The sequence below is a fragment of the Nostoc sp. UHCC 0870 genome (assembly GCF_022063185.1).
In the GTDB taxonomy this organism is placed as follows: Bacteria; Cyanobacteriota; Cyanobacteriia; order Cyanobacteriales; family Nostocaceae; genus Trichormus.
In genome coordinates this window covers 4,979,274-4,996,657 of sequence record NZ_CP091913.1, presented here as the reverse complement: position 1 = coordinate 4,996,657, position 17,384 = coordinate 4,979,274, and the positions used below count along the sequence as shown (strand labels likewise).

The window sequence follows — 17,384 nt, the reverse complement described above, 5'->3', positions numbered from 1 at the left end:
AGTTTGGCAGGGAAATTAGTATACTATTCACAATAAACTTGCTGTAACTCTAAGTTATGCAAATCTGCCAAAATCCTAATTGCTCCAACCCCTTCAACCCAGACGGTAACAAATTTTGCCTGACTTGCGGACACAGCAACTTCAGCAACCTACTCGTCAACCGCTACCGTGTTTTGAGTCTACTAGGAGAAGGCGGATTTGGCAAAACTTACGCAGCCCAAGACATAACTAGATTTGATGATCCTTGTGTCATCAAACAATTTTTTCCTCAAGTCCAAGGAACGGCTGCACTCGCCAAAGCAGCAGAATTATTCAAACAAGAAGCAAAACGCCTGTATGAACTGGGAGAAAATCACTCCCAAATTCCCAGGCTTATGGCTTACTTTGAACAAGGATCAAGCTTGTATTTAGTCCAAGAATTTATCCAAGGACAGACTTTATTAACAGAACTGCGACAACAAACTTTTACAGAAGAACATATTCGCCAAGTCCTTGCTGATTTATTACCCATTCTGCAATTTATCCACGATCGCAATGTTATCCACCGAGATATTAAACCAGAAAATATCATGCGCCGCCAGAGTGATGGCAAACTAGTATTAATTGACTTTGGTGGAGCAAAACAAGTCACCCAAACCAGCCTAGCCAGACAAGCTACAGGAATTTTTACCGTTGGTTATGCACCGAGTGAACAAATGTCAGGTTTTGCATCTCCGGCTAGTGATTTATATGCGTTGGGTGCAACTTGTGCGCGGCTGTTAACTCAATGTTTAGCTGGACAAGATGCCTCCGGTAATTTATTTGATCGTCTTTATGATGTCTATAATGCTCAGTGGTTATGGCGAGATATTTCACAAGAAAAAGGCATTAGTGTTAGTGATAATTTAGGGCAAATTTTAGATAAGTTACTCAAACATTTACCTAGAGAAAGATATCAATCAGCAGCAGAAGTTTTACAAGATTTGAATAATACTAAAGCTAAAACAACAATTTTATCTGTTCCTCAACCGCCATCATCACCTGTTCAACCTTTATCTCAACCGCAATTTTTACCTGTACAAGCACATCAAACAAATAAGGGTTTAATACTACAAACCATTGAGTTTGATATAGTTACGGTAGATGCAGGAGGTACAAAAGCGAGTCGCAAGAGTCATAATGCAAATTTATTTGTAGAAAAACTAGGAAATTTTTTGACTTTAGAAATGGTACAGATACCAGGAGGAATATGTCTAATAGGATCACCACTAGGGGAAGGAAGTTTAAATGAGAAACCACAGCATCAGGTAACAATTCCTGGTTTTTTCATAGGTCAATATGAAATTACCCAAGCGCAGTATCAAGCAATTATGGGTAATAATCCTTCTACTTTCAAAGATGAGAAACGACCTGTAGAAAGAGTAAGTTGGTATGATGCCGTAGAATTTTGTAAAAAATTGAGCCAGAAGACAGGACGCACCTATCGATTACCTAGTGAGGCTGAATGGGAATATGCCTGTCGTGCGGGAACAACTACATCATTCCATTTTGGTGGAACAATTTCTACGGCTTTAGCCAACTACAACGGTAACTTTACTTATGCTTTTGGAGCTATTGGTAAATATCGGCAAGAAACAACACCAGTAGGCAGTTTTCCACCCAACAGTTTTGGTTTATACGATATGCACGGCAATGTTTGGGAGTGGTGTCAGGATAACTGGCATAATAACTATAACGGCGCACCTACTGATGGCAGTGCTTGGTTAATTAGTGGTAATAATAATTGTCTGTTGCGCGGTGGTTCTTGGGACGGAAAACCAGGAATCTGTCGCAGTGCATTCCGCGATTGGGTAGAAGCTGATTACTGTGCTTCCGTTATTGGATTTCGTGTCGTACTAGAGTAATAGTGTGTGATTTTTAAGAAAAATAGGCAGCAAGATAATGAAGTCTGTACAGAATGGTCAGCCTAGTTTACATAATATTTGAATAAATGTATTTGAGTAGAAATTAAGCTTTGCTTTTTGCATTGATTAAGAGTGAAAATATATATTACATTTGGCAAAGTCGAAATAGCTTACAAGGAATTCCAGAACGATGGTTAGCAGCCTTAAAGAACTAATTGACGAGTCAAGGCTGGGTCTTGTTGATGATCCAGAGGAAAGATTTATCAGTAGTGGGGTAAGTTGGGAATTTTATGAGGCACTATTAGCCAAACTAGAGGATAACTCCCACTACCATGTTACTTATCTAGATGGAATATTAGAAATTGTGTCGCCATCAAGAAAACATGAATCAGTAAAAACCAGGTTGGCATCCCTGATATGGCTTTACTTATGGAAAAAACAGATTAAACATTTTCCTTTGGGAAGTACAACCTTTAAAAATCAAGCCAAAAAAGCAGGCGCAGAACCAGACGAATGTTACTGCATAGGAGAAGAAAAGGAAGTTCCCGATTTAGTGATAGAAGTAGTTGTTACTAGTGGCAGCATAAGTAAGCTGGAAACTTACCGACGCTTAGGCGTTTCAGAGGTTTGCTTTTGGCAGCTTGACAAACTTAAGCTTTACCATCTGCGAGACGATGCTCAAGATGAACAAGCCAACATTTTTACTGATACTTATGGTTATGAAGCCATAACTAGAAGTGAAGTGTTACCACATTTAGATATTGCTTTGCTAGAGCGGTGCGTTTTAATTTCAGAATCAGTTGAAGCGGGGAATGAATTTTATCAAAATATTTGATAAATACTTAGAAGAATTAACTTCTAGCAAAACGTCTGACAGCAAATAAACTTCCTATTAATCCGACAGATGCACCAAAACTTAACAGAATTAAAGGTAAAAGTAAAATTTGCGCCGGAGTTAGTTGTAAACCGTTAGTAATAAATTGAATAAATTCTGGTTGATTGGTAAGTAACTGACTGATGAACTGTTGGATGACAGAAATGAAACTCCAAGCGATCGCACCACCGACTAAACCAAAGGCAATTCCTTGTAAAATAAATGGTAGGTAAATCCACGCCGCCGTTGCACCCACTAGCTGCATAATTTCAATTTCCTGGCGACGCGCTAAGACAATCAGACGGATGGTAGTAGTGGTGACTGCGATCGCAGTTAATGTCAAAATACTTGTAATGGTCAAAGTCACCCAATTTAACCCCCGGTGCAACTGAGCAATACGTTTCACCGCCTCATCGATATATTGCACCGTTTCCACCCCCTGTAACTTAGCCAGTTGCGTAGCTAAATTAGGGACAACTTCAGGGTTACGTGCTTTCACCTTCATCTCATCAACTAAAGGATTTTCGCCTAGTTGTTGCGTCGCACCATCAATATCAGAAATCCCCAGTTCCTTGACTAACTTATTCCAAGCTTGCTCTTTGGTAATAGTTTGTACATTTACCACATCTGGCATTTGCACCACCAGTGTTTCAATACTTCGAGCGCGTGTACCAGAATCCAGATAAACTGATACCTCTAGCTGACTACCAAATTGGTTGAGGAGTTTTTCCACTTGCCAAGAAGTTTGCAAACTCAACCCAAACAAAAATAATAATACAGTCACCGTACTAACAGCCGCCCAATTCATCCAACCGCCGCGCAGCAACCCCAGGAAAGTTTCTTTCAGCAGGTAGTCAAGTTTTGTCAGAAATTTAAACATAGATCACCCCAATTAGCTTCATGCAGGACAACACTACCTTTTATACACGAAGCTTGTATTAAACCCTCATACCCCTCTGCGTGAACCTCAGCGAGCCTCTGCGTTGAAAAATCAGACATTTAAGATGCTCCCAGTCAAGCTGACCACTAACTAGATTGATAGAATTAAATTAATTGGAATTTTCACAATCTAGCCATCGAGAGTCATGCCTTCTGAAATTGCTGTTGAGAAAAAAAAGTTAAAAAACCCACCTTTGCAACTTCACTATCTAGGCGATCGCGTCTTGCGTCAACCTGCCAAACGTATCACCAAAATAGATGATGAAATTCGTCAACTGATCCGCGAAATGCTACAAACCATGTACAGCAGTGATGGGATAGGTTTGGCTGCACCCCAAGTAGGAGTTCATAAACAACTGATCGTGATCGACTGCGAACCCGATAACCCTGAAAATCCACCACTGATATTGATTAACCCCAGCATCAAACAAGTCAGCCGCGACGTTTCTATGGCTCAAGAAGGGTGTTTAAGCATTCCTGGCGTATATCTAGATGTAAAGCGTCCCGAAGTGGTGGAAGTGGCTTATAAAGATGAAAATGGCCGTCCCCAAACCCTGAAAGCAACTGACTTACTCGGACGCTGCATTCAGCATGAGATGGATCACCTCAATGGCGTAGTGTTTGTAGATCGTGTGGAAAACTCCTTGACTTTGGCGCAGGAGTTATCTAAGAATGGCTTCTCATATCAAGCAGTCAAACCAGTAGGGTAGGGTGGTCTAGTAGTGTATTTAACTCCAAAAAGCGGTTTTTTTCTAGGAAGCTCTTGTGTAACAGCGATCGCGGCTGTTGGTTCAGTGTTTGAATTAAGTTCGGGACAGCCAGATTTAGGTGTCCAAATCACTTCAATTATCTTAGCTTTGAGTATTCCTCTGACAGGATTATTTTTTGTTGCCGCAGTGAGGGATGCACGGGCTAACATTAAATAAGCATCAGGTACATAAAAAGGGGAAAGGATGAAGTGAACAAGTTAGACTCATTCTTTCCCCTTTTCTCATGGATAGGGGTGTAGGGGTGTAAGGGTGTGGGGGTGTAAGGGAAAAGTTTTTGACTAGATAGTTCAATCTGCACTACGACTTCGAGTGCGAGTTTTCTCCCATAAACCCCTACACCCCTAAACCCCTACACCCCTACACCCCTAAACCCCTACACCCCTACACCCCTACACCCCTACACCCCTACACCCCTACACCCCTACACCCCTACACCCCTACACCCCTACACCCCTACACCCCTACACCCCTACACCCCTACACCCCTACACCCCTACACCCCTAATGGAGAATGCTGATCACTCCTACTCAACTATTAAGGCTGTCTCAAGGACATCTCAATTTACTGGAGATTTGTCCGCGTAAATTCCAGCACACTTATTTAGAACAACTCAACTCGCCTTTAGATCCTGAACAGGAAGAACGCCAGACTTTAGGTAGTCGCTTTCACTTGCTGATGCAGCAGCGAGAAATGGGTTTACCAATTCATCATCTTTTAGCGACAGATACAAAACTACAAAGTTGGATGTCTGCTTTTGCGGATGCAGCACCAGAGATTATTCAACCTACAACAGATGAGCAAACTTTCCGTGAAAGTGAACATTACCGCACCCTGCAAGTGCAAGATTATTTGCTGACAGTTATTTATGATTTACTCATAGGCGATTCCCAACAAGCCCAAATCTTAGATTGGAAAACTTATCCCAAACCACCAGATAAACGCAAGTTAGCCCAAAATTGGCAAACACGCTTATATATGTATGTCTTAGCAGAAACTAGTACCTACTTGCCAGAAAATATTTCCATGACTTATTGGTTTATCCAGTCTGAAGGTAAACCGCAAAATCTTAAATTTACTTACAGCACTAGCGAACACGAAAAAACAGCTAAAAAACTTCATCAGTTGTTAAATAAATTAACTAATTGGTTAGCACTTTATCAACAAAACCAGCCATTTCCCCAAGTTTTGGCAGGGAACAAAGCCTGTGATTATTGTCAGTTTGCCATGAAGTGCGATCGTATTCCTACTACTGAAGAAGCAAATACTCAAAACTCTTTACCAAATCTCGCTAATATTCAAGAAGTATCAATTTAATGGGAAATAGGCATCATCAGTTATCAGATAGAAGCATAAGCTATACAGCGTTTCCTAATCACATGAGGTATATCATAGCCCCCTCCTTGCTTGCGGGGAGGGGGTTGGGGGTGGGGTTCTTGTACCTCACTAAAGCGAGAACCGCTATAAACAAAAATAAGGACTAAAGTCCTTACTACGAACTTGATTTTAATTTTGAATGAATTTAATGCAGTGGATTTTAACAACGCCTGAACAACCCCCAGAGTGGTTTATCCAATTAGTAAAACAGCATACGCCTGCATCAAGTGGATTATTTGCAGCCCAATTATTCTGGCAACGGGGCATTAAAGATAAATCACAATTAGCAGCTTTTATTAACCATAAAATATATCAACCAGCTAGCCCATTTGAGTTTGAGCAAGAAATGCAACTAGCAATAGCACGCTTGCAACAGGCACGGAATGCAGGTGAGAAAATAGCCATTTGGGGAGACTTTGACGCGGATGGTATCACTTCTACATCTGTACTTTGGGATGGTTTAGGACAATTTTTCATTCAACATCAACAGTTAACTTATTACATTCCCAATCGCTTAAAAGAATCCCACGGTTTAAATGAACCAGGAATAGATAATTTAGCAAAACAAGGTTGTAAATTAATAGTTACTTGCGATACTGGCAGTACAAATATTGATGAAATTATCTATGCCCAAAAATTAGGTATAGATGTGATAGTGACAGACCACCATACTTTACCCGCAGAACGTCCACCAGTTACAGCAATTATTAATCCTCGCTATTTACCGCAGGATCATCAATTGTTTCATCTGTCTGGGGTGGCGGTGGCTTATAAGTTAGTTGAAGCCCTATATCAAAAATTACCTAGTATTCCCCAAGACCCATTAGAGAACTTATTAGATTTAGTTGCAGTCGGGTTAATTGCCGATTTAGTCCAGTTAACTGGTGATTGTCGATATTTAGCACAGTTGGGTATTCAAAGACTGCAAGCTGATTTGCAACAACCACCAGCGATGCGCCGTAGACCAGGAGTAGGAAGATTATTGGAATTGTGCCAGAAAAATGGCGATCGCCCCACAGATATTTCCTTTGGTTTAGGCCCCCGCATCAACGCTGTTAGTCGCATCCAAGGCGATGCTAGTTTCTGCGTGGAATTACTCACCAGTCGGGATGTAAAACACTGCAACGAATTAGCAGAAGTTACAGAACTAGCTAATACTAGACGTAAATCTCTACAAAAAGACGTACAAGCCCAAGTAACCCAAAAACTCACCCAATTAGACCTTTCAACTACTAGCGTGATTGTCCTAGAAGACCCCCAATGGCCGGCGGGTGTTTTAGGCTTAGTCGCCGGACAAGTCGCCCAAGAAACCGGTCGCCCGACGATTTTGTTAAGTACAGAAGGGACTATTGAAAATTCTACCCCCACTCCCCTAGCAAGAGGCTCTGCCCGTTCGATAAACTCCGTCGATTTATACCAGTTGGTGAAAGACCAAGCTTATTTATTGCATCGCTTTGGCGGACATCCCTATGCGGCTGGTTTGAGTTTACCAGTAGAGAATATCCCTTTATTTAGGGATGCAATTAATCAGCAATTGCGGCAATCTTTGGGTGGTATTAACCTCACTCCCACAGTCAAAGCAGATATAGTAGTCACGGTAGCCGATTTAGGTAAAGAGTTATTTTTAGAACTGAAACTGCTAGAACCTTGTGGGATGGGCAATCCTGTACCCAAATTATTCATTCAAAACTGCTGGTTTGAGAATGCTTGGCATCGTAATCAGCAAGATTGGCAAGGGAAAAAAGTACAGTACATTAAGACTGATTTTAATATTCATGATGATTCTACTAAAAATCCCTTTCCTGGGATTTGGTGGGGACACTACAAAGAAGAATTACCTCTAGGTAAGTGTGATTGCATTGCAGAATTAGACTACAACACCTATAAAAAACGCTATGAAATCAGATTAATCGCCGTCCGTCCCAGTGAAAATTCAGAACTCAACACCCAACACTTCGCACATATCCTAGATTGGCGCAACCTCCCCAGTCACCACTCACCAGTCCCTAGTACCCAATCCCTCATCCTAGAAGAATGCCCTACTCATTGGGATGATTTACGCGCTTGGTGGCGGCGATGTCTATATAATAATCAACAATTAGCGATCGCTTGGTCTAAACCTAATCCTCAACCACCCAAGGAAATTTGGCTGACTTTAGTTGGTATTGCTAAATACCTCAGTCGGACAAATCAAGTAGTTACCCGTGTACAAATTTTAGAGAAATTGGGAATAAGCGATCGCGCCTTATTTTTGGGAATTAAAGCTTTAAAATATTGGGGATTCACTGTTACAAGACAAGACCGTGATTTGCAAGTCAGTTGGAATCCCAGCACTGTCTCTGAAACCCAGGGTGATGTAGCAGTTGCACAGTTTTTAGCCGCCATCAGCGAAGAACAATTTCAGCAGCAGTATTTTGCTGAAGTGCCTTTGGCTACTATTGTGGCAATGCTGAATAGACTGGATTAACCTGACGATAGGTATCGAGTAAACCCCTAAACTTATCAAAATCAAAACTTAAAGGGTCAACTCTTTCTCCAGAACGGTCTACGGCTTTATGGGTAGTGATGCGATCGCCTGGAACTTGACTTTGAGCAATTAACCAAGCTAAAGAATGATATTGGGCTTCTGTATAGCCACTATGAGATTTTAAGAAATTATTCCCGCGGCCGTCTGGTGGTGTTTCTAAGGACACATGGTAAGCAAAATTATTCACAGATGGCGGTAAATTAGCGTTAGTCTCGACGGTTTCAGCCCCATCTAACCCCTCAAAAACGGAGTTACCTGCACCAAAAGCTCGATATTGGGGAGGGACAAGATAAATCACACTTCCATCTAATGTAATGATGGCGTGGTAACTCGCTTGCATATTTTCATCTTCATGGGGTGTTTGAAAAAAATTTACCGCGCTGGATGCGCTATTACTAGTTTCGTGAATAACAATAATTGGCTGATTATTTAAAGGTACGCCATTAGCATCTTGAATATACCTTTCTCCATAATTGCTAGGATGCACCGCCGCCACTAAATATCGAGGCTTATATTTGCTAAAAGCCTCTGTGGTGTGATATCTAAATCTACTCTGACCATTATTTTTAGGAGATTTGAGCAGATTTTGAGATTTTTCCTGTATGATCTGATCAGATTGTAATTTGGCTTGGGGGTATGGACTCCAGGCGATCGCTGCCGGCTCTGATGTTGTTGTATTCGTTTTTAGTTTATTTGCTTCCCCAATCAACAGTGCCACACTCAAGGCTAAAAACACTAGAGAAATTAATATTACCCTAGTTGCCCAATCTCTAAACCTCATTTTTTTTATTTGGGTAAACAGCTAAAAATAATCTTAATGTTTTAATTTTAGTCAACCATAGACTAAAAAACTCACTTTAAGATTGTGAAATTTTAGATATTTTTGGCAAAAAATTGCGCTCTCTATATTTATATAAATACTGATATTTTTATTTTTATAATCTTGCTTTGGAGAGATTATAAATTGTTAAACTGCTACATCCTGTGCATACAAATACTGCTGAAACCCGGTGGCACAAAACCTGATATGACTTTCCACATAATGTGAAAAGTCAGAAAACATGATGCCCAATTATTTAAACTCATGACTCAGCACTCAGCACCGGCTAAACGCCGCGCTACCGCTAACAGCACTCAGCACTCAGCACTCATAACTCAGCACTCACCACTACTCACCGTATTTCCTACCCCGCCACTCTTTAGGCTGGCGCAACGCAGATAAGAAAATTCGCAGCACTGCTAAGGGATCAGCTAAGGGAGAAAGCCAAAATAGCCAGCCACCTTGAGCATTTTTAAAATCATAAGAAGGTGCGATCGCTAGTAACATGGCAAAGCGAATCACCACCAAGAATAAATTCAATCCCAATAGGCACAGTAAAGGCAATGTCCCAGCTAGGGGAAGCAGTAACCCAAGTAAGAAGTAACCCAATAAAATTAATAGGGGTAAACCCTGAACTGACGACAACAACCATAAGTCTCCCCAAACTTGAGCAGTAGGTGAAGCATCTTTGAGGTCGAGACTTCGCCCCCATTCCTTCCAAGTTTCTAACGCTCCCTCATACATCCTGACTTTGAAAACCTTTGCACCATCTAAAAAGCCTACCTTAAAGCCTTGAGCGGCAATGTAGCGTGCTAAGGTCACATCATCACAAAAAGAACTGCTAGCACTGCTATAACCACCTACAGCAGCCAATACAGACCGCCTACATAAAAAGCACTGTCCATTGGCCATGACTCTCTCTGGTTGCTCTGTGGTGATTCCCGCCGGGTCAAAGCGATAAAGCAAAGTCATTAAAAGTGCCGGTTGCAGCCAACATTCTCCGGGATACTTGAGGATAAACTGAGGCGAGAGAGAAACTAAGTCGTAACCCTGTGCTACTGCTGTTTTCACTAAGCCAGCTACTAAGCTAGGATGCGGTTGTGTATCAGCATCCATCCCTAAAAACCATTGACTATCTTCTGAGCTATACAAAAATCCATTATGCAATGCCCAAGGACGACCCACCCAATTAGCAGGTAGAGGGTCATCATTAATTAACCGAAAACGGGGGTCTTTTTGCTGTGCAGCTTTTACTAAATCGGGAGTCCCATCTTGGGATTTACTATCTACGACAATAATTTCTCGAACTTCGTAACTCTGCTGACTCAAACCAGCTAATAAGGGACTAATTCGCAGTGCTTCATTCAGTGTAGGGACGACAACGCTAACACTACCCAAAATTTCCGGTGTTGGTTGTTGGGGTTGAATGGGGGGATTGCGTCTTGGCCCTTTGACCAGACGCGAAAGCAGTATCGCTGTCGCAGGTACTTGGATAAGTAGGAACAATAGCGATACGGAGCTTTCTATAATCAAAGCGTTGTCCACAGTAAAAATATGGTGCAATTGGAATCGTTACTATAACAAAGATTTATTTTCGCTTGAATTGGGCATTGGGTATCGGGCAGAAAAAAGTCAAATCCTATTCCCTATTCCCCAATACCTAATTCACACGGTTACTTCAACGCCACTTTAACGCTAGCCACGGAGATTTCATTGGTGACTGCTTCAACAGCGATTTGGGATGGAGAAGCTGTAGCTTTCCACCATAGCAACAAGGCTGGGGCTACACCTAAGACTAAACCCAATAATACGGGAATAGAAAAGCCAGCAGCTAAACTCATTACAGTTGCAAAACCAAAGTTGCTTAAATAGATAGCTAGGGGGAAATTTAACTGCGATCGCTCAAATTGAATGGGGTTATTTCTCCACAACAATGCAGCCACAATCATAAATACCGCACCTGTACCCATCCAACCAGCAAAGTTTTGATAGGGCATTCCAAAGAACGCACCTGGTTGTTGCCAATACCAGAAGGGTAAAGCAGTTTGGCTCATCGCTGGGTCAAGTACAAAATCCCAGGAAGTTAGCAGCAAAGCACCCAAAACGATCGCACCAGCATGACGTAACAAACTAGGCTTTTTGTCCACGGCTAAACCAGCACGTCCCAACAGATAGGCAGCACAGCCCACATAAAACCATGACAAGGGAATAGTAAATGGCACTAACCCCGCAATTTTATACCCTAAGCCACTTAAATAACTGTAGTGACCAAAAGGAAAACCTGTACTAGTTCCTAGAAGTTCACTGGTTAAGGAAATTAATACCGCAGGCAGCATAAACCCCAAAGTACGACCTAAACCTAATGTCCGTAAGGCATACAAAAATACAGCTGCTGCACCTAAAATCATGTAGACTACTCCACCTCCCGCCATACTCCACTGCATGGCTGTTTGTCCTATCTCAGATAGATGAAAAAGGACTTCGGCATTAGGTACAACTAGTAGTATCCCTACCAATCCAAAAACCATTGACACAATATGACCAATTAGGCATACGCGCTCAACGATAACAAGCTGTTTCATGATCATTCCTTAAACAAGATGTGATACTTGGCTACTCTGCTGATAATAGTTTACAAATGTTTACGTAAAAATTTAACTAGTTTTTACCGTAATTCTCTGCAAAAATTTGGTGAACTTCTTGCCAGAGAACGAAAATCTATTGGTTGTATCTAGAATAAATGGGATGATAAGCTTATAGTCTAAGCTATTAGTACCACAATATATCCTGATCGGTTAAGCTTTATCTGGAGATAAATTTGGCTATACCCAATAGCTTAGGACTTGGACTCAGATTAACTACCTAAAGGCTCTCATCATTAATACAAATGCTTTCAATGTGAGCAAGCCATGATACAAATTAGGAACTCTTCGGTGGGTCAAGGACTGATTTAGACCGAGTAACTTTGACAATTTACCAACCCATGTCAATCTTCAACCGAATTCCCTGGATAGCTTTGGGGCTATTACTTCTTAGCTATAGTACCTTGGGTTGGGCATTATCTGATACAAAAGCTCCCTGGTTTGTTTGGCTTGTGGTTGTGCTGAGTTTGCTACTTTTGGTAGGCACTTTAACTGCTCCTTATTCAACCTTAGCTAAATACTCTAGTATTTTACTTGGTTCAAATACTAAGACCTTCGTAGCTACTATATTGGGAGCATTTTTATTTTTTATGATGCTTGCCTGGTTTAGAGTATTTCTTGATACTTTGCTGATTATTTCCTCTGCCATTCTTGCGAGAATTGACTTTCAATCAGCCGGTTTCAAAGAAGGACAAGCTTTTATGGTTACATCTATTTTTTCAATTGCAGGTGTTGGTTTAGGCGGAATAATACATACAGTAGTTATACAGCAGTTATGGTGGTAGCCTTTCTGCGTCAAAATTTACAACCTTGAAAATATTACCTTGGGCATTAATGCCCAAGGTAAATTTTAGCTAGCTACTGCTACTGCTTCTGCTGCAACTGCTGGATAAACGCTGACCTTTTTGCGGGATTTACCCTTTCTTTCAAAGGTGACTACACCATCAACCAAGGCGAACAAAGTATCATCTTTGCCAATACCAACATTATTACCAGGATGAAACTTAGTACCACGTTGACGCACGAGGATATTTCCCGCAATTACAACCTGTCCACCAAACCGTTTCACACCTAGACGTTGAGCATTAGAATCGCGTCCGTTACGCGTACTACCCGTACCTTTCTTATGAGCCATAAATTCCTTTTTTTATTGCTTATTCTTGACTATTATTCAGCAGCCACAACTTCAACAGCAACTTCCTCCACAACTTCAGCAGCAACTTCTGCTGGAGCAGTGAAGACTGTACCGTTAATGGTAATGGAATCAATCATCAGTCTAGTAATTTCCTGGCGATGCCCCCGTTTTTTACGGGTTTTCTTTTTGGGCTTCATTTTGTAAACCAGGACTTTGCGGCCTCTCAGATGGCGCATTACAGTACCTTCCACTGTTGCACCTGAGACTAAAGGCTGTCCAATGCTGACTTCGCCGTCATGCTGTACTAGTAAGACTGCATCTATTGTAACTTTTTCATCTGGCTCGACAGCGAGCAGTTCAATATCGTAAAAACGACCTGGCTCAACTTTAATTTGTTTGCCGCCAGTTTCAATAATCGCGTAGGTCATTAAATTGTCCTTGAGGTTGCCGTACAGGTAGCTGACTGAAAATAATTTTGTCAGCGTTTGCATGGTGTCTACCTGATCCGAGCAGGAATGAGACAGACAATCTAAAATCATATTCTATTAGCTAGTGCTAAGTCAATTTATCTTTGATAAATGTTGGCTGTTTTTGGTAAAAATTCAAAATGGAGAATTTAGGGAAAATTTTAGCCAGAATTTACGAAATCATTAAAATGCTTGATGTAGTTAGTAGGGACACAGAACAGCACCAACAAATCTGAGCCAAGATATCTCCTGACTCAGATTTTCTCTTTATATAGCACTGGCTAGTAAGTGCGGCCTATGGTGGGGCTGACTACGCTGGGCGGAACGCGATCGCCTGACATAAACCACTAATATAAAATCAGAGACTCTCAAGGAGAAGGTGAGATGACTGCTCAAGTTGTAGATACCACCTCAGAATTAATTTCCAAGTTGCAAACCCTAGCACCGGAACAGCAACAGCAGGTGTTAGATTTTGTAGAATTTTTAGCACAAAAGTATGCTCTCCCTGAAGAAACTCAAGAAATACCTGAGAAACGGGTACTGGGTTTAAGTGAAGGTGAGATTTGGATGAGTGATGATTTTAATGACCCTTTACCGGACGAATTCTGGATGGGTGAAGGTGAGGTATGAAATTACTGTTAGACACTCACGTATTTATTTGGTCAGTAGGAAACACTAAAAAACTATCTGAGAATGTTAGAAGCCTATTAATAGATACTAACAATACTTGGTTCATTAGTATAGCTAGTGTTTGGGAATTACAAATTAAATATCAGATTGGCAAGCTCAATTTACCATCATCGATACCTAATTTAATTGAAACTCAACTGCAAGTAAATAAGCTAAAAATATTGCCAATAGAGTTGGATCACATCTATGCTCTTGAAGGCTTACAAAATCATCATCGTGACCCTTTTGATAGAATTTTGATAGCTCAGTCAATAGTTGAGGAAATACCTTTATTAAGTGTAGATACAGTATTTGATTCATATCCAGTTCAAAGGATTTGGTAGTATAAATTGCTGATAAAATCAAGCATAATAGTAGGTTGAGTTGAACGCAGTGAACCCCAACATAAACATATTTTTAAGATATATTTAATTTGAGCATATGAAAAGAATAGAAGTTGAAAAAAGAACTATTTTCATTGGTTTAGCAGGTAGCCACGGCTATGGGTTAAATCGTCCTGATTCTGACTGGGATTTTCGGGGTGTGTTTATTGCACCTAAAAGATATTATTTGGGATTTGACCGCATAGAACAAAAAGATGCTGGTTGGGATGAACCTGGTATTTTTCCTTTTATTGATGGTAATAAAGACACAGTTATCTATGAATTAAAGAAAGTCCTTCATTTATTAGCTGGGGCTAATCCTAATGTTTTAGAATTGCTGTGGTTGCCTAATTATCCTGTTTTAACATCAGTTGGTCAGCATTTAATTAAGCATAGAGAATTGTTTTTGAGCAGGAAAGTCAAACATACTTATTCTGGCTATGCTTTTGCTCAAATCAAAAAGATGGAAACTCATCGTAAGTGGTTATTACATCCGCCGCAAAAGAAACCACTACCATCTGATTTTGGCATAGAAAATGAAGAACCTTTGATTAAAGATGAGTTAAATGCTTTTTTAGAGTACCTTTATATCTTAATTAGAGGCAGAATTGAATTTTTAGAAGAAGCTGAAGAATTATATAAGTTACTCACGGCTGATATTGATTTTAAGGGGGTGCTAAAACAATATACTTTACCTGATGAAGTTTTGGATTACACCCAGAAATTAACCAATAGCCGGAAGGATTTTATTCGCTTATTACAAAAAAGTCAAAACTATCAAATAGCCTTAAGAGAATGGAAGGCTTATATATCATGGCAAGAAAATAGAAATCCGGCTAGGGCGGAAATGGAAAGAAAGTCAGGTTTTGACCTCAAACACGGGATGCACTGCATTAGATTACTACGCAGTGGGTTAGAAATATTGCAAACAGGAAAAGTGATTGTAGATAGGAGAATAGCAGGTGATGTTGAGGACTTAAAAGCTATTCTCAAAGGTGAATATTCTTATGAACAGGTGATGCAAATGGCAGATGATTTAGTGGCTCAAATGGAATCTGTTTATGCAATATCAGCTTTACCGCATCAACCAGATTTAGAACAAATTAATGATTTGTGTATGGAATTAGTAGAAATGGAAGGGTGGGGTTAATAGTCGCTTCTCTCCAATTCAAAATTCAAAATTCAAAATTCAAAATTCAAAATTGAAGACTTAGGAGTGGGGTCATTGGTCATTAGTGAGTGTTGAATAACTATCACTATGGATTTTGGACTTTTGACTTTGGATTAGCTAAAGAGTGTTGATTAAGTCGGCGAAACCGTAGAAGCTGATGAGGAGTAATAATATTGCTGTGAGTTGGGTGAGTCTGGTTTGGGGTGAGGGAGCGATCGCTTCTCGCACTAATATAGAAATAGATGCGCCGACTACGAAACTCAAGCCCAGCACTAAATAGGGTTCGGCTGGTACAATGATCGCAATGCTTAACATAGCGATCGCTAGCATCAACATTACTAACTCTACAAACCGAGGCGGGTTGTATTGACTAGCTAAAATGAAGCTGTTTAACCAAAATTGACAAAATCTCATAAACAGTTATGAGTGCTGTAAAGCCCTCCGGGCATGGCTGCGCTTAGAGCGGTAGCTCGGCGTTTAGCCGGTTGTGAATTGTGAGTGAACAGTAATTACTACAGCTTTTTGTCACTGAGTCAGGAATGTTAAATCATTTATCACTCACTGTTCACTGTTCACTGTTCACTGAGGATGATTACCGGACACCTGTCTTCATTTGACCTGTACCATTTTTTTGGGTAGTGTCATCTTCTGGTAGTTCTACACCAAAGACACGTGCAAAAGCTTTTTCAACTTTGTAGCCAGAGTCTATTGATTCTAGCGGGTCTTTCCGCAGACGGTGACGCAGACATAAGGTAATGACGCGGCGTATATCATCAATTGTAACTTCTGTCCGACCTTCAAAAGCTGCTAAGGCTTTGGCGGCTCGGTTGGTAACGATATCACCCCGCAAGCCGTCTACATCTAATTCTGAACAAACTTCAGAAATTTTCACCCGTGAGTCATAGTCCAGTTTGACTTCTGGTAATAGCTTTTGAGCGTTGACAATTTTTTGTTGCAGTGCTTCTTGCTCAGTTTTATGATGCTCTAGAAATACTGGGGGATTTTGGTCAAATTCTGACCGTTGTTCTACGATTTGCACCCGCAAAGCTGGTTCTTTGACGGTATGAATTTCGGCGTGCATTCCGAAGCGGTCAAGTAGTTGGGGACGTAGTTCACCTTCTTCTGGATTACCAGAACCTACCAAGACAAATCTTGCTGGGTGGCGAATAGAAATACCTTCCCGTTCTACAGTATTCCAGCCACTAGCAGCAGAGTCGAGGAGTACGTCTACTAGGTGGTCATCTAGCAAGTTGACCTCATCCACGTAGAGGATACCCCGGTTAGCTTTAGCTAAGAGTCCTGGTTCAAAGGCTTTCACACCTTCAGATAAAGCTTTCTCTATGTCAATAGTGCCGCAAACCCGGTCTTCTGTAGCTCCTAGGGGTAAGTCTACCATTTGAACTTTTTTTAGTTCTATAGGAATTTCGACTCCTTGGCCTGTCCTTTGGCGGACTTCATCGCTCATCAGGTCGGGGTCGCTGGGGTCACTATTGAAAGGATCATTGACAACGACGGGGATTTCTGGTAAGAGGTCAGCCAGCGCACGGATAGTTGTGGTTTTACCTGTGCCGCGATCGCCCATAATCATTACACCACCGATTTTGGGATCAATCACGTTCAACAGCAGAGCCAGTTTCATTTCTTCCTGGCCTACAATTGCCGTAAATGGAAATACCACGCGACGCACACTTGCCGTGGATTGAGCAGTTGGAGTCACTAAATTACCTTA

18 protein-coding genes are annotated in these 17,384 nt (G+C 41.0%); 10 read left to right on the top strand and 8 right to left on the bottom strand.

The window, feature by feature from the left end:
* Positions 1-56 precede the first annotated feature (56 nt).
* A complete protein-coding gene (locus tag L6494_RS21145; protein ID WP_237989726.1) occupies positions 57-1,883 on the top strand; it encodes a bifunctional serine/threonine-protein kinase/formylglycine-generating enzyme family protein in 1,827 nt (608 codons plus the stop codon).
* Between the two features lie 190 nt (positions 1,884-2,073).
* Positions 2,074-2,718 carry a Uma2 family endonuclease gene (locus tag L6494_RS21140; RefSeq protein WP_237989725.1) on the top strand — a complete coding sequence of 215 codons (645 nt, stop codon included), beginning with the start codon at positions 2,074-2,076 and terminating at the stop codon, positions 2,716-2,718.
* 16 nt (positions 2,719-2,734) lie between these two features.
* Here L6494_RS21140 and L6494_RS21135 read toward each other — a convergent pair whose 3' ends face one another.
* Entirely contained in the window at positions 2,735-3,637 is a 903-nt protein-coding gene (locus tag L6494_RS21135) for a cell division protein FtsX (protein ID WP_237989724.1), read from the bottom strand.
* 205 nt (positions 3,638-3,842) lie between these two features.
* Between L6494_RS21135 and def the strand changes: the two genes are divergently transcribed.
* From def to recJ, 4 genes are all read left to right on the top strand, one after another.
* Positions 3,843-4,406 carry a peptide deformylase gene (gene def, locus L6494_RS21130; protein ID WP_237989723.1) on the top strand — a complete coding sequence of 188 codons (564 nt, stop codon included), beginning with the start codon at positions 3,843-3,845 and terminating at the stop codon, positions 4,404-4,406.
* Positions 4,407-4,418: 12 nt separating this feature from the next.
* Positions 4,419-4,622 carry a hypothetical protein gene (locus L6494_RS21125; protein ID WP_015138463.1) on the top strand — a complete coding sequence of 68 codons (204 nt, stop codon included), beginning with the start codon at positions 4,419-4,421 and terminating at the stop codon, positions 4,620-4,622.
* Between the two features lie 355 nt (positions 4,623-4,977).
* Entirely contained in the window at positions 4,978-5,781 is an 804-nt protein-coding gene (locus L6494_RS21120) for a PD-(D/E)XK nuclease family protein (protein ID WP_237989722.1), read from the top strand.
* Positions 5,782-5,989: 208 nt separating this feature from the next.
* Positions 5,990-8,308 (top strand): single-stranded-DNA-specific exonuclease RecJ, encoded by a 2,319-nt coding sequence (gene recJ, locus L6494_RS21115; RefSeq protein ID WP_237989721.1) that lies wholly within the window; start codon positions 5,990-5,992, stop codon positions 8,306-8,308.
* Here the strand turns inward: recJ and L6494_RS21110 are convergent.
* From L6494_RS21110 to cruF, 3 genes are all read right to left on the bottom strand, one after another.
* The gene (locus tag L6494_RS21110; protein WP_237989720.1) at positions 8,277-9,149 is read right to left on the bottom strand and encodes a peptidoglycan recognition protein family protein; all 873 of its coding nucleotides are present in this window, start codon (positions 9,147-9,149) and stop codon (positions 8,277-8,279) included. The genes recJ and L6494_RS21110 overlap by 32 nt on opposite strands.
* A gap of 387 nt (positions 9,150-9,536) precedes the next feature.
* The gene (gene cruG / locus L6494_RS21105; RefSeq protein WP_237989719.1) at positions 9,537-10,733 is read right to left on the bottom strand and encodes a 2'-O-glycosyltransferase CruG; all 1,197 of its coding nucleotides are present in this window, start codon (positions 10,731-10,733) and stop codon (positions 9,537-9,539) included.
* A gap of 128 nt (positions 10,734-10,861) precedes the next feature.
* Positions 10,862-11,770: a gamma-carotene 1'-hydroxylase CruF gene (gene cruF, locus L6494_RS21100; RefSeq protein WP_237989718.1), complete on the bottom strand. Its 909-nt coding sequence runs from the start codon at positions 11,768-11,770 to the stop codon at positions 10,862-10,864.
* A gap of 401 nt (positions 11,771-12,171) precedes the next feature.
* Here cruF and L6494_RS21095 point away from each other — a divergent pair, with 401 nt between their 5' ends.
* Positions 12,172-12,615, top strand: coding sequence for a hypothetical protein (locus tag L6494_RS21095; protein ID WP_237989717.1), 444 nt, complete (start codon positions 12,172-12,174; stop codon positions 12,613-12,615).
* Between the two features lie 65 nt (positions 12,616-12,680).
* Here the strand turns inward: L6494_RS21095 and rpmA are convergent, their stop codons facing one another.
* Together rpmA and rplU are read right to left on the bottom strand one after the other, a co-directional pair.
* Positions 12,681-12,965: a 50S ribosomal protein L27 gene (gene rpmA, locus L6494_RS21090; protein ID WP_237989716.1), complete on the bottom strand. Its 285-nt coding sequence runs from the start codon at positions 12,963-12,965 to the stop codon at positions 12,681-12,683.
* A gap of 32 nt (positions 12,966-12,997) precedes the next feature.
* On the bottom strand, positions 12,998-13,393 hold the full coding sequence (rplU, locus tag L6494_RS21085) for a 50S ribosomal protein L21 (protein WP_237996190.1): 396 nt from the start codon (positions 13,391-13,393) through the stop codon (positions 12,998-13,000).
* Between the two features lie 423 nt (positions 13,394-13,816).
* Between rplU and vapB the strand changes: the two genes are divergently transcribed.
* From vapB to L6494_RS21070, 3 genes are all read left to right on the top strand, one after another.
* The gene (vapB, locus tag L6494_RS21080; protein ID WP_237989715.1) at positions 13,817-14,062 is read left to right on the top strand and encodes a type II toxin-antitoxin system VapB family antitoxin; all 246 of its coding nucleotides are present in this window, start codon (positions 13,817-13,819) and stop codon (positions 14,060-14,062) included.
* Positions 14,059-14,445: a type II toxin-antitoxin system VapC family toxin gene (locus L6494_RS21075; protein ID WP_237989714.1), complete on the top strand. Its 387-nt coding sequence runs from the start codon at positions 14,059-14,061 to the stop codon at positions 14,443-14,445. The genes vapB and L6494_RS21075 overlap by 4 nt, the downstream gene beginning before the upstream one ends.
* 97 nt (positions 14,446-14,542) lie before the next feature.
* Positions 14,543-15,634, top strand: coding sequence for a nucleotidyltransferase domain-containing protein (locus tag L6494_RS21070; RefSeq protein ID WP_237989713.1), 1,092 nt, complete (start codon positions 14,543-14,545; stop codon positions 15,632-15,634).
* Between the two features lie 138 nt (positions 15,635-15,772).
* Here the strand turns inward: L6494_RS21070 and L6494_RS21065 are convergent, their stop codons facing one another.
* Complete coding sequence (locus tag L6494_RS21065; RefSeq protein ID WP_237989712.1) at positions 15,773-16,069, bottom strand: hypothetical protein; 297 nt, start codon at positions 16,067-16,069, stop codon at positions 15,773-15,775.
* 178 nt (positions 16,070-16,247) lie between these two features.
* The gene (gene bchI / locus L6494_RS21060; protein ID WP_237989711.1) at positions 16,248-17,372 is read right to left on the bottom strand and encodes a magnesium chelatase ATPase subunit I; all 1,125 of its coding nucleotides are present in this window, start codon (positions 17,370-17,372) and stop codon (positions 16,248-16,250) included.
* Positions 17,373-17,384 lie beyond the last annotated feature (12 nt).

Excerpts from the sequence above, each read along its gene's own strand:
- L6494_RS21140 (WP_237989725.1), top strand. The coding sequence starts at position 2,074 with ATGGTTAGCAGCCTTAAAGAACTAATTGACGAGTCAAGGCTGGGTCTT.
- L6494_RS21095 (WP_237989717.1), top strand. The coding sequence starts at position 12,172 with ATGTCAATCTTCAACCGAATTCCCTGGATAGCTTTGGGGCTATTACTT.
- L6494_RS21110 (WP_237989720.1), bottom strand. The coding sequence starts at position 9,149 with ATGAGGTTTAGAGATTGGGCAACTAGGGTAATATTAATTTCTCTAGTG.
- rplU (WP_237996190.1), bottom strand. The coding sequence starts at position 13,393 with ATGACCTACGCGATTATTGAAACTGGCGGCAAACAAATTAAAGTTGAG.
- rpmA (WP_237989716.1), bottom strand. The coding sequence starts at position 12,965 with ATGGCTCATAAGAAAGGTACGGGTAGTACGCGTAACGGACGCGATTCT.
- L6494_RS21070 (WP_237989713.1), top strand. The coding sequence starts at position 14,543 with ATGAAAAGAATAGAAGTTGAAAAAAGAACTATTTTCATTGGTTTAGCA.
- L6494_RS21065 (WP_237989712.1), bottom strand. The coding sequence starts at position 16,069 with ATGAGATTTTGTCAATTTTGGTTAAACAGCTTCATTTTAGCTAGTCAA.
- cruF (WP_237989718.1), bottom strand. The coding sequence starts at position 11,770 with ATGAAACAGCTTGTTATCGTTGAGCGCGTATGCCTAATTGGTCATATT.
- vapB (WP_237989715.1), top strand. The coding sequence starts at position 13,817 with ATGACTGCTCAAGTTGTAGATACCACCTCAGAATTAATTTCCAAGTTG.
- L6494_RS21075 (WP_237989714.1), top strand. The coding sequence starts at position 14,059 with ATGAAATTACTGTTAGACACTCACGTATTTATTTGGTCAGTAGGAAAC.
- L6494_RS21135 (WP_237989724.1), bottom strand. The coding sequence starts at position 3,637 with ATGTTTAAATTTCTGACAAAACTTGACTACCTGCTGAAAGAAACTTTC.
- def (WP_237989723.1), top strand. The coding sequence starts at position 3,843 with ATGCCTTCTGAAATTGCTGTTGAGAAAAAAAAGTTAAAAAACCCACCT.
- L6494_RS21120 (WP_237989722.1), top strand. The coding sequence starts at position 4,978 with ATGCTGATCACTCCTACTCAACTATTAAGGCTGTCTCAAGGACATCTC.
- recJ (WP_237989721.1), top strand. The coding sequence starts at position 5,990 with ATGCAGTGGATTTTAACAACGCCTGAACAACCCCCAGAGTGGTTTATC.
- L6494_RS21145 (WP_237989726.1), top strand. The coding sequence starts at position 57 with ATGCAAATCTGCCAAAATCCTAATTGCTCCAACCCCTTCAACCCAGAC.